This window comes from Stackebrandtia albiflava (assembly GCF_007994225.1).
Classification (GTDB): Bacteria; Actinomycetota; Actinomycetes; order Mycobacteriales; family Micromonosporaceae; genus Stackebrandtia; species Stackebrandtia albiflava.
The window spans coordinates 1876216-1902657 of sequence record NZ_VLLL01000005.1; the positions used below are offsets into that span (position 1 = coordinate 1876216).

A 26442-nucleotide genomic window follows, 5' to 3' on the forward strand; every position below is an offset into this window, starting at 1 on the left:
CCCGGCGCCGTTTTCGCGATACTAGGCCAACTCTCCACCTGCTACCCAGGCGAGTCCCAGACCCGCCTAGTACCGTGTCGGCAGCCTAGCGCGTGGGTCCGACGGCTCCGGTGGCGACCCGCTGTGAAGCGGATCTTCACTCACCGCACCGGTATCGGTGGAGGCGTGACCGGCGTGCCCGGTGTGACGTTCGGGAATGGAGGGTCAGGTGGGCCGGGTCGGGTCGCCGCCCCGGTCCAGGGCGTCCCACAGCGCCGCCGGGTCGGCGGGATCTGCGGGGCCGGCGTCCCGACGCCCGGGCGCGTCGTAGCGCGCCGACATCCCCGGCCAGTCGCGGTGGCGCCGCCACGCCCACCCGGCGACGACCACGACCGCCACACCGGCGCCCGCCACGACCGCGGGCCAGACGCCCGGGGCCTCGACCACACCGACCACGCCGGCCGCCGCCGAGGCGAGCCCGGCCGCCGCCCACACCACGGTGACCACCCGCCGGGCGACACCACCGGTGGCCACCAGTGCCACGGCCGCCGCCAACGCCACCAGCGCCGCCGGTACCGCCCACGGCGCGATCGCGCCGCCGGTCTGCGCGACGACCTCGTCCGGGAGCGGGAACGGGCGATCACGGACGACCTCCCGCCAGGTGCGGGTGGCGGCGTACCAGCCGACACCGGCGGCGGCCATCCCGGACACCACCGCCGACGCCATACCGCGCCGGTCGGTCACGACTCGACCTCCACGGGCAGTTCATGGCCGGTGAAGCAGGTGGCGGTGCCGGTGTGGCACGCGGGCCCGTGCTGGTCGACACGGACCAGCAGGGCGTCACCGTCGCAGTCGAGCGCGACCGACACGACCCGCTGCACGTTCCCCGAGGTCTCGCCCTTGACCCAGTACCGTTGTCGGCTGCGCGAGTAGTAGGTGGCCCTGCCGGTCGTCAGGGTGCGGTGCAGTGCCTCGTCGTCCATCCACGCCAGCATCAGCACCTCCCCGGTGTCGTGTCGCTGGACGATCGCGGCGACCAGCCCCGCGGCGTCGCGTTTGAGCCGGTCGGCGATGCCGGGGGAAAGTGACGACTGTGCTCCCACGGCTCGATTCTGACCGACCGGCACGGCCTCGGCGACACGGGGCCGGACGAGAGCATGATCCGTCACGCGCCCCGACCGGCCCCGCATCACGCGACCACGGCCGGTGGCTAGGGTTTCGTGTCGTGGCGAACGCACCGAAACGCAGTGGCCGCCGGCCCGGCAGCCCCGACACCCGCGAGGAGATCCTCGCCGCCGCACGCGACGTCTTCGCCGCGGACGGGTTCGAGCGGGGCTCGCTGCGCCGGATCGCCGCCGCCGCCGGGGTCGACCCGGCGCTGATCCACCACTACTTCGGTACCAAGGACCGCTTGTTCCTGGCCGCGGTCGAGGCGCCGTTCGACCCAGCCGACCTGGTGCCCACGGTCTTCGGCCCGGGTGTGGAGGGCGTGGGTGAGCGACTGGTCCGCACCTTCATCGGGATCTGGGACTCCCCCGGCGGCAACCGCGCGGCGGCGTTCCTGCGTTCGGCGATCAACCACCGCACGATGTCCACCCTCGTGGAACAGTTCGTGATCAATCACATCATCAAGAACGCGGTGCGGCATCTGGACGTGCCGGTGGACCACGTGGAGACCCGCGGCAGCATGATCGCCTCCCAGTTGCTGGGGCTGGCGCTGACCCGCAACCTCATGGGTTTCCGGGCGCTACGCGCGATGGACGCCGACGCGCTCGCGGTGATGTACGGGCCGACGATCCAGCGGTACCTCACGGCCGACCCGGCCGAGTTGGGCCTGCCCCACGACGCCTGAGGCGACACGGCGGGCACAATCGCGGGCATGGACATCGCCACGCTGTTCGATCGGGCGGCCGCCGCCGACCCGGCCCGCCCGTTCATCACCTACTACGACGACGCCACCGGCGAACGCACCGAACTCTCCTACCTGACGTTCGACAACTGGGTGGCCAAGACCGCGAACCTGCTGGTGGACGAGGCCGGCCTGGACGCCGGCGCGGTCGGGGTGCTGCGCCTGCCGCCGCACTGGCTCGCCGGGGCGATCATGGTCGCGCACTGGCGCGCCGGGTTGGCGGTGGGACACCTCGCCGAGGGCCCCGCCGACATCGCGTTCGTCTCCGAGGACCTGATGGACGAACCGGAGAACGCCGACCAGGTCTACGTCGTCTCGACGGCTCCCCTGGCGGTGGGTCTGCGTGGTGAGGCGGCGGAGACGGCGAAGACCGGCGGCATGGTGGACTTCCTGGCCGAGGTCCGTGGCCACGGTGACCGGTTCACGCCGCCCACGCCGGTGGGCGCCGACACGACCGCCTTGACGGGGCTGCCCGGCGGGGCGTCCCGGACTCACGGCGAGTTGGTCGAGGCCGCCGAGGCGCGGGCCGTCGAACTGGGCGTCACCGAGGGGGAACGGCTCATGTTCGCGGGTGAACGGTTGCGGCCGCTGGACTGGCTGCTGCTGCCGCTGGCCGTCGGGGGTTCGGTGGTGTTGAGCCGCAACTCCGAGGACTCCGACCTGGAGAAGCGTGCCGCCACCGAGCGCGCCAGGCGGGTCGGCTGACCGCATGTGGGTGGCCTCTCATGATCACGATGTGGCGGCCTCGGTCGGGTAGGTGACAATGGGCTGATGCCGCACCAGCACTTTGAGCGTGACGTGACGGGAAGTCCCGGTCCCAGGGTCGATCAGCCGGCCTCGGGCCGTCCCTCGGCTCCGCGACACGAGGACGGGACCCCGGCGAGACTGTTGGTCGTCGACGACGAACCGGTCCTGGCGGAGTTGCTGCTGGACTCGTTGACCTTCGCCGGTTACCAGGTGCAGGTGGCCAGATCGGGGTCGGAGGCCATGCAGGTCGCCACGCAGGCCCGGCCGGACCTGATGGTGCTGGACGTGAACCTGCCCGACTTCAACGGTTTCGTCGTGGCGGCGCGGCTGCGGGCGGCGGGACATCAGGTGCCCATCGTGTTCCTGACCGCGCGGGACGCCCCCACCGACCTGCGAGACGGATTCGGCGCGGGCGGCGACGACTACCTGACGAAACCGTTCAGGCTGGAGGAGTTGTGCCTGCGCGTGGAGGCGGTACTGCGCCGCACCATGGACAGGACCGGCTCCTTCGGTAACACCGTCGCGGTGGCCGACATCGTCCTGGACATGGACTCCCGGCAGGTGTGGCGGGGAAGCCGCCCCATCGACCTGTCCCCCACCGAGTTCCGGCTGCTGCACCATCTGGCGGTCAACAGCAACAAGGTGCTGTCCCGCGCCGACCTGTTGCGGCACGTGTGGGGCTACGAGACCGAGGCCGACAGCTCCATAGTGGAGACCTATATCTCGTACCTGCGCCGCAAGGTGGACTCCACCGATCCCGCGCTCATCCACACGGTCCGGGGAGCCGGGTACATCCTGCGGGTGCCCCGGCCCTGACATGGCGATCAAGACCCGACTGATCCTGGCGATGGCGGCGCTGCTGTGCGCGGCGACGTTCGTCATCGGTTCGGTCGCCATCGGGGCCGTCACCAGGGTCATGACCAGCCGGATCGACGCCCAGTTGTCGGAGTTCATGCACCAGGCGTCCGACATCATCAGCACCGATGACATCACCACCGCCAGCGACACCGAACCGGCCGCGTACCAGCCGATCGCGGTGATGTTCTTCGGACCCGACGGGAAGCTGCTACACGCCGTCCCGGCCGGCTACCCCGATCAGCCGCTGGCACTTCCGGCACTGCAGGAGGACCCGGGAACCGTCCTCGACCCGGTCAGGGTCGGCTCCTTCGACCACGGGGTCGACTACCGGATGCGGTCGCAGCCGATATCCCCGCTGTTCGCGCCCCGGCTCCGTGCGATACCGGTGACCATGGTCGCGGCCATGCCGATGGTCGAGGTCGACGCGGTCCAGCAGGATCTCATGTTCGTCATGATCGTGACGGTCACCTCCGTCCTGGTCGTCGGCATCGGCGCCGCCTGGTGGATCACCCGGCGCGGCCTGCGGCCGGTGACCGACATGATCGACGCCGCAGTCGGCGTCGCCGACGGCGACCTGACCCGGCGGCTCCCCTCCCACAGCGAACGCACCGAGATCGGCAAACTCGCGACCGCGCTCAACATCATGGTGTCCAAACTCGTGGACGCGATCACGCAACGCGACACCCAACAGGCCCGGTTGCGCCGATTCGTCGCCGACGCCTCCCACGAGCTGCGCACCCCGCTGGCGGCGATCAGCGGCTACGCCGAACTGTACGAGTCGGGCGGCGCGCCTCCGGGGCCGACGCTCGACCGCGCCATGGGACGCATCCGGGGCGAGAGCCACCGCATGGCCGCGCTGGTCGACGACCTGCTGTTGCTGGCGCGACTCGACCAGGAGACGTCGCCGACCCTGCGGCGCCTGGACCTGCGGCAACTGGCCTACGACGCCGTGGACGACGCGCGCGCCACCGACGACGGCCACGACATCGCGGTACGCGCACCGGCGCCGCTGATCGTGATGGGCCACGACGCCCGGCTGCGGCAGGTCGTCGGGAACCTGCTGACCAACGCCCGCACCCACACTCCGCCGGGCACCAGCGTGTGGGTCGTGGCCGAACAGCACGGCCCCGTGGCCGTGGTGTCGGTCGCCGACAACGGGCCCGGCATCGCCCCCGAGCACCGGCCGCGCGTGTTCGACAGGTTCTATCGCGCCGACGACTCCCGGTCGCGGGACACCGGCGGCACCGGGCTGGGCCTGTCGATCGTGAAGTCGATAGTGGAGTCACACGGCGGACGTGTCGAACTCGACAGCGAGCCCGGCGCCGGCACCGTGTTCAGGTTCGTCCTGCCGTTGGCACCGCCCGGAGAACCCCCGACCGGATAAGAGTTCGGGTCTTGAGGAGGCGTGTCGTAGCCTGACGTCATGCGCCCCCGTCCAGGCGAACTCCTGCACTTCTCCGAGGACCCGCACATCGACCGGTTCACGCCGCGCCGGGCCGCGACCCAGCGCGTCGAACCGGCGTACGTGTGGGCCGTGGACCACGCCCGGTCCTGCGACTACTGGTTCCCGAGGCACTGCCCGCGCGCGATGGCGTGGGCCGAACCCGACACCACCCCCGCCGACCGGGACCGGCTGCTGGGCCCCGGCGCGCCACGAGTCCACACCGTCGAATACGGATGGCTCGCCGCCATGGCCGACCACCGCCTGTTCGCGTACCGGATGCCCGCCGAGGCGTTCCGTCCGCTCGGGCCCGCCGAGTCGGCCGTCTACGGTGCCGCCGCCTGGGTCAGCACCTCACCGGTCACACCGCTCGGGCCCGCAGAACCGGTCGGCGACCTGTTCGCGCTGCACGCCGAGGCGGACATCCAACTGCGGGTGGTGGACCGGCTGTGGCCGTGGTGGGACGAGGTGGTGGGGTCGACCGCCGGATTCTCCGGCATCCGGTTGCGCAACGCGCTCCCCCGCCGCGACGGGACCTGACCCACACGGCGACGGCCCCGCCCCGGTGAACCGGGACGGGGCCGTCGAATCGTCGGTCAGACCGGCGGCGGCTGGTCGGGCCGCGGCGGTGCCGGCGGCGGAGGCGGCGGCAGCGGCGCGGTGCCACCCACCGGAGGCGGCGGCGGAACCGGCATCGTCCCGGTCGGCGGGATCGGCGGGGTGTCGAGCACCTGACGGGCCGCGTCACCGGCGGTGAAGTCGGGCGCCGACACGTGCGGCGAGGCGGGCAGCCTGCGGGTCTCGGCGGAGTCCGGCTCCGGCTCGGTGTCGGATTCCTCCACCTCCTCGTCCTCGACGTCCTCGACGTCGTCCCGGTCGGAGTCGGCACGGGAGGCGAATCCGCCGCCGATGCCGCCGGTGACCCCACCCATGGCGTTGCCGAACGCGTCCAGCGCCCGGGTCAGCTCGGCCGGGACCACCCACACCTTGTTCGAGGCACCCGCGGCGATCTGCGGCAGCGTCTGGAGGTACTGGTAGGCGAGCAGCTTCTCGTCGGGGTTGGAGCGGTGGATCGCCGAGAACACCGTCTCGATCGCCTTGCTCTGACCCTCCGCCTGCAGGATCCGGGCCTGCCGGTCACCCTGGGCGCGCAGGATCGCGGCCTGCTGCTCACCCTCGGCCGACAGGATCTGCGACTGCCGGTTCCCTTCGGCGGTCAGGATCGCGGCGCGCTTGTCGCGTTCGGCGCGCATCTGCTTCTCCATCGAGTCACGCACGCTCGGCGGCGGGTCGATCGCCTTGATCTCCACCCGGGTCACCTTGATGCCCCACTTGCCGGTGGCCTCGTCGAGCACGACGCGAAGCGCACTGTTGATGGTGTCGCGGCTGGTCAGCGCCGTCTCCAGGTCCATGGAACCGACGACGTTACGCAGCGTCGTCACCGTCAACTGCTCCACACCCTGCAGGTAGTTGGCGATGGCGTAGGTGGCGCGCACCGAGTCGGTCACCATGTAGTAGATGACGGTGTCGATCGAGACCACGAGGTTGTCGGAGGTGATCACCGGCTGCGGCGGGAAGCTGACGACCTGCTCGCGCTTGTCGATGCGGCCGCGGACCGCGTCCAGGAACGGCACCAGGAAGTTCATTCCGGGCGTGAGGGTCCGGGTGTACTTCCCGAGCCGTTCGACGATGAACTCCTGCTGCTGCGGCACGATCTTGACCATCTTGAAGAACGCGATGATCACCAGTAGGGCCACCAGGCCCACGAAGAGCAGACCGATCGGATTGTCCATTACGGTTGCCTCCACACCATCGCGGTCGCGCCGCGGATTTCCACTATCTTCACTTCTTCTCCCGGTTCCAGTACCTGGTCGCCGTCGAACGAACGGGCGGTCCACGTCTCCCCGTCGATCTTGATCAAACCGTTATGGTTGTCGGTGCGTTCCAGCACGAGCGCGCTGCCGCCCTCCAACGCCTGAAGGCCGATGCCCGCGGCCGGGTCGGTGCGGTTCTCCCGCATCCGGCGCGCCACCGGGCGGACCACCACCAGCGCCAGGATCGACACCACGGTGAACACCAGTGCCTGGATCTCCACCGGGGCACCCAGGGCCGCCGCGATGGCCGCGGCCACCGCACCGCCGCCCAGCATCAACAGGACGAAGCTGAGGGTGAACAGTTCGGCGATTCCCAAACCGATGGCCACCAACAGCCAGATAATCCACTCCACCTATATAGCCTGTCATGAATCGAAGAGATCCGCATGTGTCGCCTGGTCGGGCGACAGGTCACCAACCTATCCGAGCGTGGCAAGCCGCCCCGATGGCCTGTCGGCACGCGGCGGCCAGCGGACGCAACGCCTCCGACCTGGCCTGGGCCTCGGCGGCGGTGACCGCACCCCCCATGCCGTCGCGCCGCGCGACCTCCAGGGCGTGGTCCAGGAACAGCGAGCGCGCGTACAGCAGCCGGGCGCGCGAGTCGAAACCGGTGGGCAACTGACGTTCGGCGAAGTCACGCAGGCCGGCCAGCTCGCCGCCGCCCCCGTTCCACGCCGCCACGTCCAGGGCGGTGAGCCTGCGGGTGCACTCGCGCAGCGCCTCGGACAGCGCCAGGTCGGCCTCACCGACCGGGACGACCTCCACCGGCGGCAGCTCATCCGGCAGCTCGCACCGCCACCACGTCAGTGTCGACCAGCTGTCACCGGACCCGGACGTGTGGTGCCGCCACTGCGGCACCAGCCCGACCCTCCCGGCTCGGACGGCCTCACCCGAGGCGAGGGCCAGTTCGGTGAACCGTCCGGCCCGGGGCAGCCCCCGGACGTCGCCGGGGACCGGCAACACCAGCCGGATGTCGTCGGCGGGGACCGCCGACAACACCGCCAACCCGTTCATCAACGACTGCGGGACCTCCGGCGCCGCGGTGTCGACGACGTGCTGGTCGACTCCCGACAGGCCCCCACCGGTGATCGCGGTGACCACGTCGTCCAGTGAGACCCCGCCCGCACGCCAGGCCCGCAGCCACGGCACCAACCGCACCGCGGGTCCGATGAGCGCCGCCTTGTCGTTCATCGCCGGCGTCCGCGGTCAGCGGCCCATGCCCGGCGGGCGGCGCGCGGGACAGCAGCCGTCGTCGTTGGGGTTCCACAACGGCAGTTTCCCGAGCCGCTTCACCGCGACACCGTCGGTGCGTTCGGCGACCAACTCCCGCACCATCGTCACCACCCTGGCGTCCAGGCCCGGCGTTCCCGCCCGGTGGTAGGACATGCCGAGTCGGCGCGCGGTCTCGGCCGCCTCGTTGTCGAGGTCCCACAGCACCTCGAGGTGGTCGCTGAGGAAACCGATCGGTGACACCACGACCGCCTTGACACCCTCGGCGGCCAGCCGCTCCAGGTGGTCGTTGACGTCGGGTTCCAGCCACTTCGACTCCGGCGGCCCGGACCGTGACTGCCACACCACGTCGTAGGGCAGCCGTGACCGGGCGGCCTCCATCACCAGCGACGCGGTCTCGGCGACCTGGTCGGTGTAACGCGCGCCCTCCGGACCCGACACGTCGTTCATCGCGAGCGGGATCGAGTGGGCCGTGAACAGCACGCGGGTGTGGCCCTCGGCCTCGGCCGGCACCTGGTCGATGGAGTGCCGCAGGTGGTCGGCGAAGGGCTGCACGAACCCGGGGTGGTCGAAGAAGTGCCGGATCTTGTCGATCACCGGCGCCCGGCTCCCGACCGCCGCCCGGGCGGCCGCCAGATCCTCCAGGTACTGGCGGCACGAGGAGTACGAGCCGTAGGCGCTCGTGGTGAACGCCAACGCCCGTTTGACGCCGTCACCGGTCATGCGCTGCACCGCGTCGACGAGCATGGGCGGCCAGTTGCGGTTGCCCCAGTAGATCGGCAGGTTCACTCCGTTGGCGGCGAAGTCGGCCTGCAGTGCCTGGATCAGCGAACGGCACCACTGGTTGATCGGTGAGACACCGCCGAAGTGGTAGTAGTGTTCGGCGACCTCGGCGAGCCGCTCCTCGGGGATGCCTCTCCCCCGGGTGACGTTCCGCAGGAACGGCAGCACGTCGGCGGTGCTCTCGGGTCCGCCGAAAGAGACGATCAGCAATGCGTCGTAGGTCATGAGGTCGAAGAATTCCCGGAACTCGTGTAGTGGTCTCCCGAAAGCGCGGCGCGACGGTACATCACGCGTCGCCGACCGGCACGCCCACGGCGTGGAAACCGCCGTCGACGTGAACGATCTCACCGGTGGTGGCCGGGAACCAGTCCGACATCAACATCAGCGCCGCCTTGGCGACCGGCGTCGAGTCGGTGAGGCTCCACCCCAATGGTGCCCGCTCCTGCCAGGCACGCTCGAACTGCTCGAATCCGGGGATCGACTTGGCGGCCATGGTGCGCTGGGGTCCGGCGGCGACCAGGTTGACCCGGATGCCCTTGGGTCCGAGGTCGCGGGCCAGGTACCGCGTCACCGACTCCAGGCCGGCCTTGGCGACGCCCATCCAGTCGTAGACCGGCCACGCCTGCCTGGCGTCGAAGTCCATGCCGACGATGCCGGCGCCGGGCGTCAGCAGCGGCAGTGTGGCGACCGCCAGCGACTTGAACGAGAACGCCGACACCTGCAGTGCCGTCGCCACGTCCTCCCACGGGGCCGTCAGGAAACCGCCGCCGAGCGCCGACGGCGGCGCGAAGGCGATGGAGTGCAGCACGCCGTCGAGGCCGTCGGTGTGTTCCCGTACCTGCGCGGCGAGGCCGTCCAGCTGCGCGGTGTCGGTCACGTCCAGCTCGATCACCGGGGCGGGTTTGGGAAGGCGCGCGGCGATCCGGTTGACCAGCGACAGTCTCCCGAAACCGGTGAGTACGACCTCGGCGCCCTCCTCCTGGGCGAGTCTCGCGACGCCGAACGCCAAAGACTGCTCGGTGATCAGACCGGTGATCAGCAAACGCTTCCCATTCAGCAAACCGGGCACATGCACTCCTTCAGCTCAGACTTCCGTTGCCACACCACTCGTCAGTGGCCCATTCCGAGGCCGCCGTCGACCGGGATCACCGCGCCGCTGACGTAACCGGCCCCGTCCGACGCCAACCAGCACACCGCGTTGGCGATCTCCTCACCGGTGGCGAAACGCCCCGCCGGTATCGCCTTAGCGTATGCATCACGCTGCGCGACCGGCAGCTCGGCGGTCATGTCGGTCTCGACGTAGCCCGGCGCCACCACGTTCGCCGTGATGTTGCGGCTGCCCAGCTCCCGGGTGATGGAACGGGCCACCCCCACCAGCCCCGCCTTGCTGGCGGCGTAGTTGACCTGCCCGGGGTTGCCGTACAACCCCACGACCGAGGAGATGAATATCATCCTGCCGAACTTCGCGCGCAGCATCTTGGCCGAGGCGCGGCGCGCACACCGGAACGCCCCCGCCAGGTTCGTGTCGATCACCCGGTCGAACTGCTCGTCCTTCATGCGCAACAGGAGCGTGTCGTCGGTGATCCCGGCGTTGGCCACCAGGACCTCCACCGGCCCCAACTCGTTCTCCACCTCGGTGAACGCGGCATCGACCTCGGCGGTGTCGGTGATGTCGCACCGCACACCGAACAGGCCGTCCGGAGCGCCGCTGCCGCGGTGTGTCACCGCCACCCGATCGCCCTGTTTGGCGAACGCCTGCGCGATCGACAAACCGATTCCACGATTTCCGCCAGTGACAAGCACGGTCCGAGGCACGGCCCGAACCTCCTTCGGTAACGCACGGTCAACGACGCCTCAGATCGTACGCGGAGCCAGGTGACGGCTGTCCCGGTGCCCTGCGCCGACGCCGCCGACCGTCCCGGATGCACACCCGCGGGCCGCCGTCAAGGCACCCGAGAAGTCCACATGAGACTCATGACGACCGCCGCGAACGCCAACACCAACGCCACCCCGATGAACCACTGCGCGATCTCCACCGCGATCGTGCGATGCCCGATGGACGAACCCATGTCGGCGTAGACGTCCTTGAGCTCCTCCACCGACGCCGCCTCGTAGAAGGTGCCCCCGGTCAACTCCGCCACGTCCGCCAGCGTCTGCCGGTCCACCGGAACCGGAGTCACCTGACCGTCGATCTCCACCGTCCCGGCGTCGGTCCCGAACGCGATCGTCGACACCGGCACGTTCGCCGCCTCCGCGGCCTCCGCGCCGTCCTCCACCAACCGGCCCGCCGTGCGGTACCCGTCCGACAGCAACAGGATCCGCGCCGGCGCCAACTCCTGCGTACCGTCCGGCGGCACCGACTGGATCGCCTGCAACGACGAGAAGATCGCCTCACCCAGCGCCGTCGCCCTGTCCAGCGACAACCCCTCGATCGCCGACTTGATCTGGTTGCGGTCCTTCGTCGGCGACACCACCACGTTCGCCGACTTCGCGAACGACACCAACCCCACGTTGTACTGCGGCGGCAACTCCGTCACGAACTCGCCCGCCGCCTCCTTCATCGCCTCGAACCGGGTCGGAGAGACGTCCTCGGCCTCCATCGACAACGACACGTCCAACGCCAGGATGATCGTCGCCCGCTCCGTGGGCTCCTGTGTGTCCACCGACGGCCGCGCCATCCCCGTCGACATCACCAGCAGCGCACCCAGCAACACCGCTGCCGGCAGGTGCTTACGCCACCCGGGTCCCTTCGCCGCGATCCGGCTCAACAACTCCACGTTGCTGAACCGCACCGCGTAGGACTTCCGCCGCAACTGCGCGTACACGTACAGGCCGATCAGCGCCAACACCGGCAAGACCGCCAGCAGCCACCACGGTTCAAGAAACCGGATCAACGGGTCGTTCCTCTCGTACGAGCGTGACGCTGCGAAGCGACGAACCGGACGATGTCGCGCAACCAGTCCGAATCGGTGGACAACCGCAACCGGGCGGCCCCGGCCCTGCGCAACGACGCCGCGATCTGCTCGCGCTGCCGGGCCGCCGCCTCCGCGTATCTACGGCGAAACTCTGCATCACCGGTCTGGATCTCTTGCACCACACCGGTCTCGGGATCGATCAACTCAATGATCCCCACGTCCGGAAGCGACAGTTCACGGGGATCGACGATCTCGATCGCCAACACGTCGTGCCGCACCGACAACTTCCTGATCGGACGCTCCCAACCGTCCTCCGCCAGGAAGTCCGAGATCACCACCGCGAACCCCCGCCGCCGAGGCGGCCGGTGCAGCCTGTCCACCAACACCGACAGATCGGTCCGGCCCGGAGCCACCACCTTCCGCCGCCCCCACCGGCCACTCGTCGACGGCAGCTCCGGCCGCATCGCCGCGACCTTCCGCAGCAACAACTGTGCACCCGAGTGCCCCGGCGCCGCCGGCACCACCGAAGGCGGCCCACCCGAACCCAGCACCGCACCGATCCGGTTCCCACCGCGCACCGTCAGATGCGCGATCGCCGCGGTCGCCGCCACCGCCAGGTCCCGCTTCAGGCACCTGGCGGTACCGAAGTCCAGACTCGCCGACAGGTCCACCGCCATCCACGTCTCCAACTCCCGGTCGGCGATCGTGGTACGCACGTGAGGGGTCGTCGTACGGGCCGTCACCGGCCAGTCCATGTGCCGGACGTCGTCGCCGGGGCGGTACTCCCTCGACTCACCCGGCTCGGTTCCCGGACCGGGCAGCAACCCCAGATAGTCGCCGTGCAGCAGCCCGTCCAACTTGTTGTTGATCAACAACTGGAGGTGGTTGAGCTGCTCGACGGCGTTCTTCCCCCGCCCGGCACCCCGGCTCAACGCCAGGAGTTCGGCGTCCCGCACGGCTTACCGGCTCTCCGGCGCCGGCCAACCCGACCCCGCCGGCCTCGACGGCGACTGGCCGCCGGGAGACTGATGGGTCGTCACACCACCGTGCGGCGGCACGTGATGCTGCTGCCGCGCGTCGGCGTCCTGCCGCGGCGTCACCGTCGGCGGCGGCACCGCCGCCATCACCCGCTCCACGATGTCCTCCGCCGGAACCCCGTCGGCCAAGGCGTCATAGGACAACACCAACCGGTGCCGCAGCACGTCGGCGGCGATGTCCTGGAGATCCTGCGGCAACGCGTAGTCGCGACCCCGCAGCACCGCCAACGCCCGGGTCGCCCGGATCAGCCCCAGCGACGCGCGCGGACTCGCACCATACTGGATCAGCCCCGCCACGTCGCCCGCCCCGAAGTCCGCCGGACGACGGGTCGCCAACACCAGCCGCACCGCGTAGTCCACCAGGGCGTTGTGGATGAAGATGCCGTCGGCCTTCGCCTGCAACCGCAGGATGTCGTCGGCCTGGAACACCGGCTCCGGCCGCGGCGGCGCCACACCCATCCGGTAGACGATCTCCCGCTCCTCGGCGTCGGTCGGGTAACCCACCACGATCTTCAACAGGAACCGGTCACGCTGCGCCTCCGGCAGCGGATACACACCCTCCTGCTCGATCGGGTTCTGAGTCGCCATGACGAGGAAGGGATCGGGCACCTTGTGGGTCTCGCCCCCGATCGACACCTGCTTCTCGCTCATGACCTCCAACATCGCCGACTGCACCTTCGCGGGCGCACGGTTGATCTCGTCGGCCAGCAGGAAGTTGACGAAGACCGGCCCCAGTTCGACGTCGAACTTCTCACTCGACTGCCGGTAGATCCGGGTACCGATGATGTCGGCCGGAACCAGGTCGGGGGTGAACTGCATCCGGGCGAAGTTGCCGCCGACCACCCGCGCAAGCGTCTCCACCGCCAGGGTCTTGGCCACACCCGGCACACCCTCCAGCAGACAGTGGCCACGCGCCAGCAACGCCACGAACATCCGCTCGATCATGCGATCCTGACCGACGATGACCCGCTTGATCTCGAACAACGCCTTTTCGAGCAGCTCGGCGTCCTGCGCCGGAGTGCGGGTCGGCTCGGTGTCGGTCATGCGGTGGCCTCCAGTCGCGTCGAGCTGTCCCGACGATCTTAGTTAAGCGGCGGTCGCCCGCCCTGCCCGGTCGTGACGCCGGCGCACCCGGCCCCACCGCCCCATTATTCAGCGATCCCGCCAACCGCGTGGCGGGGTCGCCGTTCCCGCCGCCACCGGCCACCGCACCACCCCGCGGCCGTCGGTCACACTGGTCGGGTGACCGACACCGACCGGATCTGCTCCGCCCGACGCTGCCGCAACACCGCCACCCGGCAGCTCCGCTGGCGCAACCCCGCCATCCACACCGGCGACCGGCACAAGACGTGGCTCGCGTGTGACGACCATCATGAATTCCTCAGCGACTTCCTCACCCGCCGCGGATTCCCACTCCAGACCACCGCGCTCCCGGTCGACCCACCGTGACCGCGTCCGGTCCCACCCCGCCGCCCTAAGCTTGACGGATGTCAGCACAGCACCCCGTATGGGAGACCTGGCCCGGCGACGTCGACTGGCGGCCGGTGTCCCCCCGGCTGGTGCCGGTACGGATCCTCGGCCTGCTCGCCGTGGGAGTCCCCCTCGCCGCCGGTGCCACCCTGGCGGCCTGGCTGTGGTGGCCCGGCCCGTGGCCGCAACTCGTCGCCGGTACCGCCGCCGCGATCCTGCTCGTACGCGCGCTGCTCACCCGCCGCGCGGTCAGGTCCTGGGGCTACGCCGAACGGGAGGACGACCTGCTGATCAGGCACGGCGTATGGACGAAACGGCTGTCGATCGTGCCCTACAACCGCATGCAGTTCATCGACGTCAGCGCCAACCCCTTCCAGCGCATGTTCGATCTGGCGACCGTCAAACTGCACACCGCGGCGGCCACCAGCGACTCCACGGTCCCCGGTCTCCCGCCGGACGACGCGGCGGGTCTGCGGGACCGGCTCGCCGCGCGCGCCGAACGGGAACGTGAGGGACTGTGACGGCCGACGATCCCGCCCCCGGCACCGAGACCGACACCGAGGCACCCGCCGAGGCCGCCGGCGTCGAGGAAACACCCAGGCACCGCCTCCACCCGTTCTCACCCGTACTACACGGTGTGAAGACGCTGTGGGTGGTCATCGCGGCCATCTCATGGCAGGGCTTCGCCCGGTTCGGCGTGGACGTGGGCGCCCTGATCGTGCTGGGTGTGGGTGTACTGGGACTCGTCTGGGCGACCCTGACCTGGTTCTACACCGGATACCAGCTCCACGACGGCCAACTGCGCATCACCACCGGCGTACTGATCCGCAGCCACCGCACCATCCCCCTGGAACGTCTCCAGTCGGTGGAGGTACGCCAACCGCTGCTGGCCCGCCTGGTGGGATTGGCGGACCTGCGCATGGAGGTCACCGGCGGCACCAAGACCGAGGCGCCGCTGGCCTACCTCCCGCTCCCGGCCGCCGAACGACTCCGCACCACACTGCTGAACCTGTCACGCCGCCTCCCCGAGGCCACCACCGAAGACGACGAGGCGCAGGACACCCCCACCGAGCCGGACGACCCCGCGCTGGTGGTCGCGACCCGCGACCTCGTGGTCAGCCAGATGCTCAGCTCACAACTCGTCGTGGTGCCGGTCGCGGCGGCGGTGACCGTGGCCCTGTTCGTGTGGGAACCCGACATGAGCTTCTTCGGCCTGGCCGGCCTGATCACCGCCACCGCCGGGACGCTGCTCCAGCCGATCGCCCGCGCGGCGGGCAACTACGACTTCCGGCTGTACCCGTCGGCGGACTCGTTGCGGATCCGCCGGGGCCTGACCGAACGTCGCACCCAGACCGTGCCGTTGCACCGGATCACGGCGGTGGTCGTCCGCTGGCCGCGGCTGTGGCGCTGGAAGGGCTGGGTCCAGGTCCGGGCGGCCAACGCGGGACATTCTGGCGACGGACCCGAGGAGAAGACCTCCGGGGCGTTCCTGCTGCCGGTCGGGGACCTGGCGCAGGCCCGTGGTGTCGCGTCCACGGCCCTCTCCGGCCCGGACGTCCTCGCCGTGCCGTTGGCGCCGGCGCCGAAGCGGGCGTCGTGGTGTGCGCCGGTGGGACGGCCCGCGTTGGGCATGGGGTTGACGGAGGACCTGTTCGTCTGCCGGTCCGGCCGCATCTCCCCCACCCTGGTCGCGGTCCCGCTCGCCCGGATCCAGAGCGTGCGCGTGACTCAGGGGCGCCGGCAGCGGTGGTTGCGCCTGGCGACCGTCCACGTGGACATCGCGGGTGGCCTCACACTGCCGACCCGTGCCAAGCACCGCGACGTCGGCGAGGCGTTGACCACGGCGCGACGGATCCGGGAGGCGACGCGGCGGTGACCGACGTCGTGATCGGTGAGTGGTCGGCGGAGGGCTCGGGGCTGTACTACAGCGCGTTCGAGGACGAGGTGCTGTGCTTCCACGAGGACGGCACCGGCAGTCACGAGTTCGCCAGGCCGGGAACCTCCCAGGTGGAGGCGTTGCGGTGGCGTCGCGTCGATGAGGAGCACCTGTCGATCACGTTGGAGGGACGCGCGGCGGTGGTCACCCGCGTGACGGTCGCGGTGGAGGACACTCCGCTGGCCGGACGGGTGGAGGTGTTGCGCATGTCGCCCGCCGTCCTGTCGGCCACCGAGTTCGGCCGCGGCGCGCCGTCCGGGCGCGCCTGACCGGGGCCTCCGGCAGGTCGCCGCGGGTCGGGTGTGCGCCTCCACGCGGATGCCTCGGGTTCGATATATCACGTGTTGCGCGCCGCCACGCTCCACAGTTCATTACCGTCGAGTAACATTGCCGCGTGACCGGCTTCCAGCAGCACTTCCTCCACCGCGATGGCCAACGGCTCGGCTACCACCGCTACCCCGCCGCGGGCCGCCACGCCGTAGTCCTGCTGCCCGCCATGGGCGTCCCCGCCGGTTACTACCGCCGGATGGCGACCGCCCTCCACGACCTCGGATACGACGTCACCGTCGCCGACCTGCGCGGCACCGGGACCAGCACCCCCAAGGCCACCCGCACCGTCGACTACGGATACGCCGAACTGGTCGACGACGCCGAGGAACTGCTTCACGTACTGCGCCCCGACCTCGGCGACCGGACCGTGCTGCTCATGGGCCACAGTCTCGGCGGCCACATCGCGAGCCTGCTACTGGCGCGGCGCCGGCACACCGGCGACGACCCGGGCGGAATACACGGGCTGGCACTCGTCGCCTGCGGTATCCCCTACCACGCGCTGTACGGCCGGCGCGCGCCCGTCCTGTACACCCTGGCGCACGGCATGCGGATCGCCAGCCGGGTACGCGGCCACTGGCCCGGTCACGGCTTCGCGGGGCGCCAGACCCGCGGCGTCATCCGGGACTGGGCACACACCGTCCGGTTCGGACGGTTCGTGCCGATCGGCGGCGAGGACCTCGACCCGGCGCTCGGACTGATAGGGCTGCCCCTGTTGGCGGTCACCGTGGACGGCGACCGGTTCACACCGCCCGCGACGTCGCGCCATCTCACCGCGAAACTCACCGGGACACGACTGACCGAGCACCACTACACGCACGCCGAGGCCGGAGCCAGGCTCGACCACTTCAGCTGGGCGCGGGCGTCCGAACCACTGCTGAAACACGTGACGGACTTCGCCGGCACCCTGTGACCGATTCGGCGGAACCGCCCCCGGCCGACCGGAGCCTGCATACCGTGGAACCCATGGAACACCACGAGAAGGCACCCGACCCCGACGAGGAACGCCACCGCTCCGAACCCGCCCGGGAGTCCGACCGGCGCGCCGACGCGCTTCGCGACGACCTGGTCGAGGAGGACAAGTCGATCCCGCTGCCCGAGGACGAGCGACCGGGATACCCCGACCCAGACCGGCGGCAGCCCAACCCCGAGACCCACCGGACACCCCGCCGCTAGGACTCCCGAATCATCGGCGCCCGACCGGGGATAGACGCGGGCCTCAGACCAGGATCGCCGGCAGGCTCTCCCCGATCGGTTCCCGCACCACCGCCGTCGCCTTGCGGTCGTATGGCGTCGGTTCGGCGTTGCACACCACCAGTCGTGCCCCCGACTGCACCGCGACGTCGACCAGTCCGGCCGCCGGGAACACGGTCAGCGAGGTGCCCACCGCGACGAACACGTCGCAGTCGGCCGCCGCCTCGGCACTGGCCCGCAACACCTCCGGCTTGAGGTTCTGTCCGAAGAAGATGGTCGTCGACTTCAACATGCCGCCGCAGTCGAGGCAGTGCGGATCCGGCTCGCCCGCCTCCACGCGGTCCAGGGCCGCCCGCATCGTGGTCAACGCGTCGCACTCCATGCACTCGACGCCGAAGATGTTGCCGTGTATCTCCAGCACCGCCTCGGGACTGGAACCCGCCTTCTGGTGCAGACCGTCGATGTTCTGGGTGATGAGTGCCCGTAGGCGGCCGGTCTTCTCCAGCTCCACGAGGGCGTGGTGGGCGGGGTTGGGCTCCACCGTCCACGCCGGATGCTCGCCCCGGCGCAGCCACGACCGGCGGCGGATCTCCGGATCCCGGACGTAGTACTCGATGTCGACGTACTTCGCCGAATCGGGGTCGGTGGTCCAGGCGCCCTTCGGCCCGCGGTAGTCCGGGATGCCCGACTCGGTCGAGACACCGGCACCGGTGAGCACGGTGACCGAGTCGGCTCCGGTGATCAGATCACGAACGTCTGACAGATTCATGCTTCGAGGCTACGGGCTGTCCCGGTGAGGTACCAGTCTGCGCCGCACGCGACATGCTCGCCAGCGCCACGGCGCCCGCCGTCAACAGGACCCCCGCCGCCACCCACGGCGAGGGCGGGTGTCCCAGCACGACGTCCAGCACCAGTGCGCCCGCGAGCTGCCCCGCCAGGATGCCCAGGGCCATGCGCAGCACCCCGATCACCCGTACCGCGATCATCGAGAACACGACCAGTGCCGCCCCGAAGACCCCGCCCAGGTACAGCCACGGTTCGGCGGGGAGCGTGACACCGGGGACGCCGCCCAGCACCGCGATGACGGCGGTGACCACGTACAGCACACCGGTACCGGACACGAAGTTGACGAACCCGGTCGACACGGGGTTCCCGGTGATCTCGTTGACCCGCCCGTTGAACGCGCCCTGCAACGCCAGGGACGCGCCGATCACCATGATCACCGGCACCAGCCACCACATCCGGCCGGTCACGTCCCGGCCCGCCTGGGCCACCGCCACCGCGCCGATCGCCGACAACGCCGCCAACAGGCGCGCCGGGGTCACCCGCAACCGGCCGCCGGGTCCCAGTCCGGCGGCGTCGGTCGCCAGTGCTCCCAGCGAGTTCCCACAGACCTGCGCCACCGTGAACACGGCGACGCCCACGAGCGGCCCGGCGTAGGCGCCCGCGAACACGAAGACGGCCCCGAACATCCCGCCGGTGTAGAGCCACCACGGCAACCGGTCGCGCCAGGCCCTCGCGACGCCCTCCCGTACCCGGGGGAACACGCACAACGCCACGACGAAGATCGCCCCGCCGACCGTGTTGCTGACGACCGTCGCCGACAGTGGCGAGTCGAGCCGGGTGCCCAGCTCGGCGTTGACGGCGACCTGGGCCGCCGCCCCCGCTCCGCCGATCACGACCAGTGCGAGCGCCAACCAGGGCGGCACGCCACGGCGTTCGGCGCCGCGTGGCAGGGGGACGGCGGTCATATCCGGCACGCGAGGATGTCGGTGACGAGGATGCCGCGCGCGCCGATGGCGTACAGCTCGTCCATGATCCGGTGCACCTCGGCGCGCGGTGTCATCGACTGGACGGCCACCCAGCCCTCCCGGTGCAGCGGCGACACCGTGGGCGACTCGATGCCGGGGGTGAGACTCACCGCCCTCTCCATCGACTCGGCGCGCACGTCGTAGGCCAACATGACGTAGCTGCGCGCCACCAGGACGCCCTGCAGCCGGCGCAACACCGGTTGGACGCGGGGGTCGTCGTCCGCGCCGGTGCGCCGGATCAGGACCGCCTCCGACGCCATTATCGGCTCACCGAAGACCTCCAGCCCGGCCTGCCGCAACGTCGCGCCGGTCTCGACGACGTCGGCCACGACGTCGGCTACGCCGAGGCTCACCGCGTTCTCCACCGCGCCGTCGAGGCGGATCACCGAGGCGGTACGTCCGGCGGCCCTCAGGTCACGCTCCACGATGCCCGGGAAGGAGGTGGCGATCCGGCTGCCCGCCAGGTCCTCGACGGTCGTGCCGGGCCGCCCGGCGTAGCGGAAGGTGGAGGCGCCGAACCCGAGGGCGAGCAGTTCCTCGGCGTCGGCGCCGGAGTCCACCAGCAGGTCGCGACCGGTGATGCCCAGGTCCAGGTCGCCGGATGCCACATAGGTGGCGATGTCCCGTGGCCGCAGGTAGAAGAACTGCACACGGTTGGCGGAGTCGGTGGCGGTCAGGTCCTTCGTCACCCGGCGCTGCCGGTATCCGGCCTCGACGAGCATGCGGCCGGCGGCCTCCGACAGGGCCCCCTTGTTTGGCAGTGCGATGCGCAGCATGTGATCCGCGTCCTTCCCGATCGACGTGGTGGGCCATACGACCGCGACGGCCGCGTTGTCCGGTGGGTCTCCCCGCTCGGGCCAGGGCGCCGGCCGGGGCGGACGGCGGCGTGACCGGGGCGGATGTCAGAGGTGACGGTAGACGTCTTCGAGGTCGAGGCCAGCGGCCAACATGAGTACCTGCAGGTGGTACAGCAGTTGGGAGATCTCCTCGGCGGTGCGCGCCGCGCCTTCGTGCTCGGCGGCCATCCACACCTCGGCGGCCTCCTCGACGATCTTCTTCCCGATCGCGTGGACGCCGGAATCCAGCTCCGCCACCGTCGCGGAACCGGCGGGCCGGGTGGCGGCCTTGTCGGTGAGTTCGGCGAAGAGCTCTTCGAACGTTTTCACGTCCGGCCATTCTGCCAAGTCCACCGGTTGGGACACCACCCGGACCACCGGTTTTCGGGTCAGCCGATCGCCCGGATCGCCAACGCCGCGTCGAGGGCGGCGACGGTGGCGCCCCAGCCCTTGTCCTCGGCGGAGTCGGGATACCCGGCGCGGTCGACGGCCTGTGCGTCGTTCTCGACGGTCAGCACGCCGTGCGCGACCGGTGTGCCCTCGTCCAGCGCCACGCGGGTGAGGCCGTCGGTCACCGACCGGCACACGTAGTCGAAGTGCGCCGTCTCGCCGCGCACGACCACGCCCAACGCCACCACCGCGTCGCGGCGGCGGGCGAGGGCCTGGGCGACCACGGGGAGTTCGACGGAACCGGCCACCCGGTGGACGTCCACCGCCTCGACCCCGCAGGCCTTCGCCGCGGCGGTCGCGCGGTCGATCATCTGGTCCACCAGTTCGGCGTGCCAGCGGGTGGCGACGATCCCCAGTCGCAGTCCGGTGGCGTCCACGACGCCCGGTTCCGGTGTTCCGTGCCCTGCCATGTCATGTCTCCGTTCGGTGTCGGTGGGTCGCCGTGGTCAGGACGCGGCGGCGACGGTGTCGGGCAGGTCCTCCAACAGGTGGCCCATCCGGTCGCGTTTGGTGCGCAGGTACGCGATGTTGTCGGCACCGACCGCGCTGGGAAGTCGCACCCTGCCGGTCACCGACAGGCCGAAACCCTCCAGTCCGGCGCGTTTGGCCGGGTTGTTGGTCAGCAGTCGCATGGAGCGAACCCCCAGGTCCGACAGGATCTGGGCTCCGGTGCCGTAGTCCCGCGCGTCGGCGGGCAGTCCGAGGTCGAGGTTGGCGTCCACGGTGTCGCGGCCGTCGTCCTGCAGTTGGTACGCCTGCAGCTTGTGGAGCAGGCCGATGCCCCGGCCCTCGTGGCCGCGCATGTACAGGATCACGCCCCGGCCCTCCTCCGCCACGGCTCGCATCGCCGCCCGCAGCTGCGGCCCGCAGTCGCAGCGCAGTGAGCCGAAGGCGTCGCCGGTCAGGCATTCGGAGTGCACCCGGACCAGGACGTCGGCGCCGGCACCGATGTCGCCGTGGACCAGCGCGATGTGTTCGGCTCCGTCCGTTCGCGACCGGTATCCCACGGCCGTGAACTCGCCGTGCTCGGTGGGCAGGCGGGTGCCGACGACCCGTTCGACCTGGAGTTCGGTCCGGCGGCGATGGGCGATCAGGTCGGCGATGCTGATCAGCGCGAGGTCGTGTGCGGTCGCGAACTCCCGCAGGTCGGGGAGGCGCATCATGGTGCCGTCGTCGTTGACCAGTTCGCACAGCGCGCCCGCCGGCCGCAGTCCCGCCAGGACCGCCAGGTCGATGGCGGCCTCGGTGTGTCCGGGACGGCGCAGCACCCCGCCGTCGACGGCCCGCAGCGGCACCATGTGACCCGGCCGGGACAGGTCGGTCGGGCGGGTCTCCGGGTCGGCCAACAGCCGCAGGGTGCGCGCCCGGTCGGCGGCCGAGATCCCCGTGCTGACGCCGTTCCGCGCGTCCACCGACACCGTGTAGGCGGTGCCGCGCGGGTCCTGATTGGTGTGGTGCGCCGGTGGGAGTTCGAGCCGGTCGGCGTCGGTCGCCGTCAGAGGCGCGCAGATGTAACCCGACGTGTGGCGGACCGTGAACGCCAACAGTTCCGGCGTCGCCTTCTCTGCGGCGAAGATCAGGTCGCCCTCGTTCTCCCGGTTCTCGTCGTCGACGACCACGACCGGACGGCCCGCCGCGACGTCGGCGATCGCCCGTTCGATGGAGTCCAGAGTGGTCATACCGTCACCGCCTCGGAACGGTGCGCCAGCAGTCGCTCCACGTGCTTGGCCAGCACGTCCACCTCCAGGTGCACCGTGGCGCCGACCGGTTTGCGGCCCAGCGTGGTCTCGGTGAGCGTCGTAGGGATCAGGCCGACGGTGAACTCGTCCGCGGACACCGCCGCGACCGTCAGCGACACGCCGTCCACCGCGATCGAGCCCTTCTCGACGACGTAACGGGACAGGTCGGCGGGAAGACGGAACGTCACCGACTCCCACTCCTCGGCGGGCTCCCGCCGCAGGACCTCCGCGACACCGTCCACGTGCCCCTGGACGATGTGGCCCCCGAGCCTGCCCCCGACCGCGACGGCGCGTTCGAGGTTGACCCGGTCTCCCGGCCGCAACCCCGACAGGGCGGTGCGGCGGTAGGTCTCCCCCATGACGTCGACGCGGAACCGGTCCCCGTCGGTCTCGGTGACGGTCAGACAGACGCCGTCCACCGCTATGGAGTCGCCGTGACGGGCGTCGGACACCACCAGCGGCCCTCGGATGAGCAGACCGCCGGGTGATACGTCGGCGATCTCGCCGACCTCTTCGACTATGCCAGTGAACATGTAACCTCGTGTTCCCTCTACCTGCGGTAATGGGCACACGGCAGGCGGGGACAGCGAGTTGCGCGCCGCCCGGGGGACGGCGCACTCGCGCGCCAACTTCCATCCGGACTCTGACCGTCGGCTCCGGGCTCTCACCGGATCAACCGTCCACTGGTGGTGGACGGGTCGCGGGCTCGCGGAGACGTGCTCCGTTACCGCCGGTTCGGAATTTCACCGACCCCGCCAGCGCGCATGCTGGTCGCCGACAAGTCTGCCACGCCTCCCGGAACGCGACGGCGACCGGTGGGCAAGGTCACAACACGGCGACACCCCGTCACCGGAAATCGGGTTGCGACGGCGACGACGGGAACGTACCGTGTCCGGCATGTGTGGAATGACCGACGACGCGGCCATCGTCGTCGCCTCGTCGCGGACGCCCTTCCTGGTGATCCGCCCCCGTGCGGCGGCGTGAGGTCCGCGTCACCGCCGTTCACGGACGGCACTCCCTCGGAGTGACCCTCCCTTCTCACCGCTGACCGCCTTCCGGCGGCCCGCCGCCACCTCGGGTGGCCGGTGCGTGACCGTGCCTCGTTTCGACGTCAACCGACCGTCCAGACGGGTGCCGATCCACATGCTCAGACGACCGTTCCTCCACGGTGCCCGTCAGTCTCAGGCCCTCACGGGCCGCGAAGGACCGACATGGCACGCCGAACCCGAACCACCCATGCTCCCCGCCGCACCGGAACGCGGCGGAGCCTGTCCCAGAACTTCCTGACCGATCCCGCCACCGCCGCGTTCATCGTACGGTTGTCGAAGGTCGGGCGCGACGACCTCGTCGTCGAACCCGGCCCCGGCCGGGGCATCCTGACCCGTGCCCTGCTGCGCAAGTGCGGCCGGGTCGACGCGTACGAGCTCGACGGGCGCTACGCGGCACGGCTCTCACGCCTGTTCGGCACCGATCCCCGGATGCGGTGCATGCACCAGGACTTCCTGACCGCGCATCCACCGCGAGAGCCGTTCAGCGTCGTGGCGAACATCCCGTACTCCCGCACCAGCGCCATAGTGGACTGGTGCCTGTCGGCCGAGCGACTGCGGTCGGCGACCCTGGTCACCCAGTGGGAGTTCGCGCGCAAACGCACCGGCGACTACGGACGGTGGAGCCGTCTCACGGTGCTGCACTGGCCGCGGTTCGACTGGCGGCTGGAGGCCCGCATCGACCGTCACCGGTTCGACCCGGTCCCGAGGGTGGACTCCGGGGTGCTGCGACTGGTGCGGCGGCCGACGCCGCTGCTGACCGGGGCGGCACTGGCCGACTACCGTGCCCTGGTCACCCGGGGCTTCACCGGGGTCGGCGGCGACCTGTTCAAGTCGCTGCGTCCGATGGTCCCGACCCGCCTGCTGGCCACGGGGTTCCGGGCGGCGGGCATCTCGCCGCGCGCACTGGTGTCCGAGGTCCGCCCGGACCAGTGGGTGGACCTGGTGACCGCCGTGCGGTGAACCACCCGGATCGAGGCCGGCGGGCGGTGAACGTCCGTCGGCCGTTAGCATCCGGCGATGTCACGTTATCTGACCGACCTGTTCGGAACGTCCGGCCGCCGGGCGGTGGTCACCGGCGGCTCCTCCGGGATCGGCTACGCCATGGCGGAGGCGTTGGGTCGCGGTGGCGCCGCCATGACACTGGTGGCGAGGTCCCCGGAACGGTTGGCCGACGCGGCGTCCCGGCTGCGCGCCCACGATGTCGAGGTGGACACGGTGGCGGCCGACCTGTCCGACCGGGCCGCGCTCGCCGGGGCCGCCGAGCGGATCGCCGAACACGGTGAGCCGGACATCCTGGTCAACGCGGCCGGGGTCAACCCCAGGCCGCCCATGGCGGAACTGTCCGAACGAGAGTGGGACGTGACCATGGCGGTGAACCTGACCGCGCCGTGGCTGCTGGGGCAGCGCTTCGGTCCCGGGATGGCACGTCGCGGGTTCGGCAGGATCGTGAACATCGCCTCCCAGCAGTCGATCCGGGCGTTCGGCAACAGCGGTGTGTACGGAGTGAGCAAGACCGCGATATGCGGCCTCACCCGGTCACAGGCGGAGGCGTGGTCGGCGCACGGGGTGTGCTGCAACGCAGTGGCGCCCGGTTTCGTGCACACGCCGTTGACCGAACCGGTCTTCGCGACGCCCGGTCGTCCGGAACGACTGGCGGCCCGGACCATGGCGGGCCGCAACGGGGTGCCGGAGGACTTCGCCGGCGTGGTCGTGTTCCTGGCCTCGGCGGCGTCGTCGTACCTGACCGGGCAGACGATCTTCGTCGACGGCGGCTTCTCCGCCACCTGACGCCGGGCGAGACCGGGGTGTGGCCGGCTCAGGCGACGCGCGGCCGCCACGCCGCCGGGTTCGGGGTGTCGGACACGTAACCGAGGTTGGCCAGTTCCGACAGGTCCGCGGTCCGGATGTCGTACCGGCGGTCGTACGCCACGTGCGAACCGGGGTGCGACTTGGCGACGCTCTTCATCTCGGTCGCCACCGCGACGGCCTCACGGGGATCGGTGAAGTGCCGCTGCTGCGACAGCGCCACCCCGATCGACAGGGTCGGCAGCTTCGCCTGGATCGGCCTGCCCTGCCTGTCGTGCGATTCGATGTAGCCCCGTTCGGCGTCGTGCGGGTCGCACAGCGCCGCCGCGCGGGTCTCGAACTCGGCGATCGCGTGCCGGGTGATCGGAGCGACCAGCAGCGGGTCGCACATGATGATGAAGTCGTCGCCACCGACGTGCCCGATGAACGCGTGAGGTGGACCGGCGGCCAGTGCCGCCCGGTGCAGTGATCCGGCGAGCGCCTGGATGAACTCGTCGCCCCGGACGAAGCCGTAGGCGTCGTTGACGCTCTTGAACTGGTTGATGTCCACGTAGCCGAGGGCGAACGGCTCGCCGCTGTACACCCACTCGGCGATCTCGGCCAGGATCCTGGCGTTGCCGGGCAGGCCGGTCAACGGCGAGACCTCGCGGATCTCCCGGTGGCGGCGCAGGGCGGAACGCACCCGCGCGACCACCTCGGCGGCGTCGAACGGCTTGACGACGTAGTCGTCCGCCCCGACGGTCAGTCCGGCGATCCGGTCGGCCGACAGGCCCTTGGAGGTCACCATGATGACCGGCAGGCTCGCCGTCATGGGGTCACCGCGGAGCTGCCTGGTCAGTTCCAGGCCGTCGATCAACGGCAGATCGACCTCCATCAGGACCAGGTCGGGGCGGCGCCGGGATATCTGCGCCAGCGCCTGGTAGCCGTCGCGCGCGATCGACGTCTCGAATCCGTTGTCGCGCAACTGTCCGGCGAGGTATTCGGTGAGCTCCGAGTCGGGGTCGACGACCAGGACGAGCTCTGAGGGGGTGTCGAGGGGGCCAGTCATCAG

General features: G+C 70.6%; 32 protein-coding genes and 1 riboswitch. Of the genes, 13 read left to right on the forward strand and 19 right to left on the reverse strand.

Annotated features, from left to right (window positions below):
• Positions 1 to 204: 204 nt before the first annotated feature.
• Both LX16_RS09585 and hisI read right to left on the reverse strand, forming a co-directional pair.
• Entirely contained in the window at positions 205 to 723 is a 519-nt protein-coding gene (locus LX16_RS09585; RefSeq protein ID WP_147136229.1) for a Trp biosynthesis-associated membrane protein, read from the reverse strand.
• Positions 720 to 1082, reverse strand: a complete 363-nt coding sequence (gene hisI, locus LX16_RS09590; RefSeq protein ID WP_244615742.1) for a phosphoribosyl-AMP cyclohydrolase — start codon at positions 1080 to 1082, stop codon at positions 720 to 722. The genes LX16_RS09585 and hisI overlap by 4 nt, the downstream gene beginning before the upstream one ends.
• A 122-nt stretch (positions 1083 to 1204) precedes the next feature.
• On the opposite strand from hisI, the gene LX16_RS09595 reads away from it, so the two are divergent.
• The 5 genes from LX16_RS09595 to LX16_RS09615 all read left to right on the forward strand — a co-directional run bounded on the left by LX16_RS09595 (position 1205) and on the right by LX16_RS09615 (position 5474).
• A complete protein-coding gene (locus LX16_RS09595; protein ID WP_147136235.1) occupies positions 1205 to 1831 on the forward strand; it encodes a TetR/AcrR family transcriptional regulator in 627 nt (208 codons plus the stop codon).
• 27 nt (positions 1832 to 1858) lie between these two features.
• On the forward strand, positions 1859 to 2593 hold the full coding sequence (locus tag LX16_RS09600; protein ID WP_147136238.1) for a TIGR03089 family protein: 735 nt from the start codon (positions 1859 to 1861) through the stop codon (positions 2591 to 2593).
• Between the two features lie 66 nt (positions 2594 to 2659).
• Positions 2660 to 3451, forward strand: coding sequence for a response regulator transcription factor (locus tag LX16_RS09605; RefSeq protein ID WP_147136240.1), 792 nt, complete (start codon positions 2660 to 2662; stop codon positions 3449 to 3451).
• A gap of 1 nt (position 3452) precedes the next feature.
• Complete coding sequence (locus tag LX16_RS09610; RefSeq protein ID WP_147136244.1) at positions 3453 to 4877, forward strand: sensor histidine kinase; 1425 nt, start codon at positions 3453 to 3455, stop codon at positions 4875 to 4877.
• Positions 4878 to 4916: 39 nt separating this feature from the next.
• Entirely contained in the window at positions 4917 to 5474 is a 558-nt protein-coding gene (locus LX16_RS09615; RefSeq protein ID WP_147136246.1) for a DUF6886 family protein, read from the forward strand.
• Between the two features lie 56 nt (positions 5475 to 5530).
• On the opposite strand, the gene LX16_RS09620 is transcribed toward LX16_RS09615, so the two are convergent.
• The 9 genes from LX16_RS09620 to LX16_RS09660 all read right to left on the reverse strand — a co-directional run bounded on the left by LX16_RS09620 (position 5531) and on the right by LX16_RS09660 (position 13817).
• Complete coding sequence (locus LX16_RS09620; RefSeq protein ID WP_147136249.1) at positions 5531 to 6727, reverse strand: SPFH domain-containing protein; 1197 nt, start codon at positions 6725 to 6727, stop codon at positions 5531 to 5533.
• On the reverse strand, positions 6727 to 7161 hold the full coding sequence (locus tag LX16_RS09625; RefSeq protein ID WP_147136252.1) for an NfeD family protein: 435 nt from the start codon (positions 7159 to 7161) through the stop codon (positions 6727 to 6729). The genes LX16_RS09620 and LX16_RS09625 overlap by 1 nt, the downstream gene beginning before the upstream one ends.
• Before the next feature lie 58 nt (positions 7162 to 7219).
• Positions 7220 to 7999, reverse strand: coding sequence for a hypothetical protein (locus tag LX16_RS09630; protein WP_147136255.1), 780 nt, complete (start codon positions 7997 to 7999; stop codon positions 7220 to 7222).
• A 15-nt stretch (positions 8000 to 8014) separates the two neighbouring features.
• Positions 8015 to 9046 carry a ferrochelatase gene (locus tag LX16_RS09635; RefSeq protein WP_147136258.1) on the reverse strand — a complete coding sequence of 344 codons (1032 nt, stop codon included), beginning with the start codon at positions 9044 to 9046 and terminating at the stop codon, positions 8015 to 8017.
• A gap of 61 nt (positions 9047 to 9107) precedes the next feature.
• Positions 9108 to 9890 carry an enoyl-ACP reductase FabI gene (fabI, locus tag LX16_RS09640; protein ID WP_147136261.1) on the reverse strand — a complete coding sequence of 261 codons (783 nt, stop codon included), beginning with the start codon at positions 9888 to 9890 and terminating at the stop codon, positions 9108 to 9110.
• 41 nt (positions 9891 to 9931) lie between these two features.
• Positions 9932 to 10636 (reverse strand): beta-ketoacyl-ACP reductase, encoded by a 705-nt coding sequence (locus LX16_RS09645; RefSeq protein WP_147136265.1) that lies wholly within the window; start codon positions 10634 to 10636, stop codon positions 9932 to 9934.
• 128 nt (positions 10637 to 10764) lie between these two features.
• Positions 10765 to 11715, reverse strand: coding sequence for a VWA domain-containing protein (locus LX16_RS09650; RefSeq protein WP_147136269.1), 951 nt, complete (start codon positions 11713 to 11715; stop codon positions 10765 to 10767).
• Positions 11712 to 12674: a DUF58 domain-containing protein gene (locus LX16_RS09655; RefSeq protein WP_425304421.1), complete on the reverse strand. Its 963-nt coding sequence runs from the start codon at positions 12672 to 12674 to the stop codon at positions 11712 to 11714. The genes LX16_RS09650 and LX16_RS09655 overlap by 4 nt, the downstream gene beginning before the upstream one ends.
• Positions 12675 to 12695: 21 nt before the next feature.
• Complete coding sequence (locus LX16_RS09660; RefSeq protein ID WP_147136275.1) at positions 12696 to 13817, reverse strand: AAA family ATPase; 1122 nt, start codon at positions 13815 to 13817, stop codon at positions 12696 to 12698.
• Between the two features lie 198 nt (positions 13818 to 14015).
• Here LX16_RS09660 and LX16_RS09665 point away from each other — a divergent pair, with 198 nt between their 5' ends.
• The 6 genes from LX16_RS09665 (at position 14016) to LX16_RS09690 (ending at position 17682) form a co-directional block, all read left to right on the forward strand.
• A complete protein-coding gene (locus tag LX16_RS09665) occupies positions 14016 to 14222 on the forward strand; it encodes a hypothetical protein (protein WP_147136280.1) in 207 nt (68 codons plus the stop codon).
• Between the two features lie 38 nt (positions 14223 to 14260).
• Positions 14261 to 14764 (forward strand): PH domain-containing protein, encoded by a 504-nt coding sequence (locus LX16_RS09670; protein WP_147136283.1) that lies wholly within the window; start codon positions 14261 to 14263, stop codon positions 14762 to 14764.
• Positions 14761 to 16119, forward strand: a complete 1359-nt coding sequence (locus LX16_RS09675; protein WP_147136286.1) for a PH domain-containing protein — start codon at positions 14761 to 14763, stop codon at positions 16117 to 16119. Before LX16_RS09670 ends, LX16_RS09675 begins: the two co-directional genes overlap by 4 nt.
• Complete coding sequence (locus LX16_RS09680; RefSeq protein WP_147136289.1) at positions 16116 to 16448, forward strand: hypothetical protein; 333 nt, start codon at positions 16116 to 16118, stop codon at positions 16446 to 16448. Before LX16_RS09675 ends, LX16_RS09680 begins: the two co-directional genes overlap by 4 nt.
• Positions 16449 to 16573: 125 nt before the next feature.
• Positions 16574 to 17419 (forward strand): alpha/beta hydrolase family protein, encoded by an 846-nt coding sequence (locus LX16_RS09685; RefSeq protein WP_147136292.1) that lies wholly within the window; start codon positions 16574 to 16576, stop codon positions 17417 to 17419.
• Positions 17420 to 17472: 53 nt separating this feature from the next.
• The gene (locus LX16_RS09690) at positions 17473 to 17682 is read left to right on the forward strand and encodes a hypothetical protein (RefSeq protein ID WP_147136295.1); all 210 of its coding nucleotides are present in this window, start codon (positions 17473 to 17475) and stop codon (positions 17680 to 17682) included.
• Between the two features lie 43 nt (positions 17683 to 17725).
• Here LX16_RS09690 and LX16_RS09695 read toward each other — a convergent pair whose 3' ends face one another.
• The 7 genes from LX16_RS09695 to LX16_RS09725 form a co-directional block, all read right to left on the reverse strand.
• A complete protein-coding gene (locus LX16_RS09695) occupies positions 17726 to 18469 on the reverse strand; it encodes an SIR2 family NAD-dependent protein deacylase (RefSeq protein ID WP_147136298.1) in 744 nt (247 codons plus the stop codon).
• A complete protein-coding gene (locus tag LX16_RS09700; RefSeq protein ID WP_147136302.1) occupies positions 18447 to 19451 on the reverse strand; it encodes a DMT family transporter in 1005 nt (334 codons plus the stop codon). The genes LX16_RS09695 and LX16_RS09700 overlap by 23 nt, the downstream gene beginning before the upstream one ends.
• Positions 19448 to 20287, reverse strand: coding sequence for an ATP phosphoribosyltransferase (gene hisG / locus LX16_RS09705; RefSeq protein WP_147136306.1), 840 nt, complete (start codon positions 20285 to 20287; stop codon positions 19448 to 19450). Before hisG ends, LX16_RS09700 begins: the two co-directional genes overlap by 4 nt.
• 126 nt (positions 20288 to 20413) lie before the next feature.
• Positions 20414 to 20677 (reverse strand): phosphoribosyl-ATP diphosphatase, encoded by a 264-nt coding sequence (locus LX16_RS09710; protein ID WP_147136309.1) that lies wholly within the window; start codon positions 20675 to 20677, stop codon positions 20414 to 20416.
• Between the two features lie 59 nt (positions 20678 to 20736).
• Positions 20737 to 21207, reverse strand: a complete 471-nt coding sequence (gene ribH, locus LX16_RS09715) for a 6,7-dimethyl-8-ribityllumazine synthase (protein WP_147136312.1) — start codon at positions 21205 to 21207, stop codon at positions 20737 to 20739.
• Positions 21208 to 21243: 36 nt separating this feature from the next.
• Entirely contained in the window at positions 21244 to 22476 is a 1233-nt protein-coding gene (locus LX16_RS09720; protein WP_147136315.1) for a bifunctional 3,4-dihydroxy-2-butanone-4-phosphate synthase/GTP cyclohydrolase II, read from the reverse strand.
• Positions 22473 to 23069 carry a riboflavin synthase gene (locus LX16_RS09725; RefSeq protein WP_147136318.1) on the reverse strand — a complete coding sequence of 199 codons (597 nt, stop codon included), beginning with the start codon at positions 23067 to 23069 and terminating at the stop codon, positions 22473 to 22475. Before LX16_RS09725 ends, LX16_RS09720 begins: the two co-directional genes overlap by 4 nt.
• An 87-nt stretch (positions 23070 to 23156) precedes the next feature.
• A riboswitch (FMN riboswitch) is annotated at positions 23157 to 23300 on the reverse strand.
• A 447-nt stretch (positions 23301 to 23747) separates the two neighbouring features.
• Here LX16_RS09725 and erm point away from each other — a divergent pair.
• Positions 23748 to 24545, forward strand: a complete 798-nt coding sequence (gene erm / locus LX16_RS09730) for an ErmE/ErmH/ErmO/ErmR family 23S rRNA (adenine(2058)-N(6))-methyltransferase (RefSeq protein ID WP_147136321.1) — start codon at positions 23748 to 23750, stop codon at positions 24543 to 24545.
• Between the two features lie 57 nt (positions 24546 to 24602).
• Complete coding sequence (locus LX16_RS09735) at positions 24603 to 25373, forward strand: SDR family NAD(P)-dependent oxidoreductase (protein ID WP_147136324.1); 771 nt, start codon at positions 24603 to 24605, stop codon at positions 25371 to 25373.
• Positions 25374 to 25401: 28 nt separating this feature from the next.
• Here LX16_RS09735 and LX16_RS09740 read toward each other — a convergent pair whose 3' ends face one another.
• Positions 25402 to 26439, reverse strand: coding sequence for a GGDEF domain-containing response regulator (locus tag LX16_RS09740; protein WP_147136327.1), 1038 nt, complete (start codon positions 26437 to 26439; stop codon positions 25402 to 25404).
• Positions 26440 to 26442: the final 3 nt, after the last annotated feature.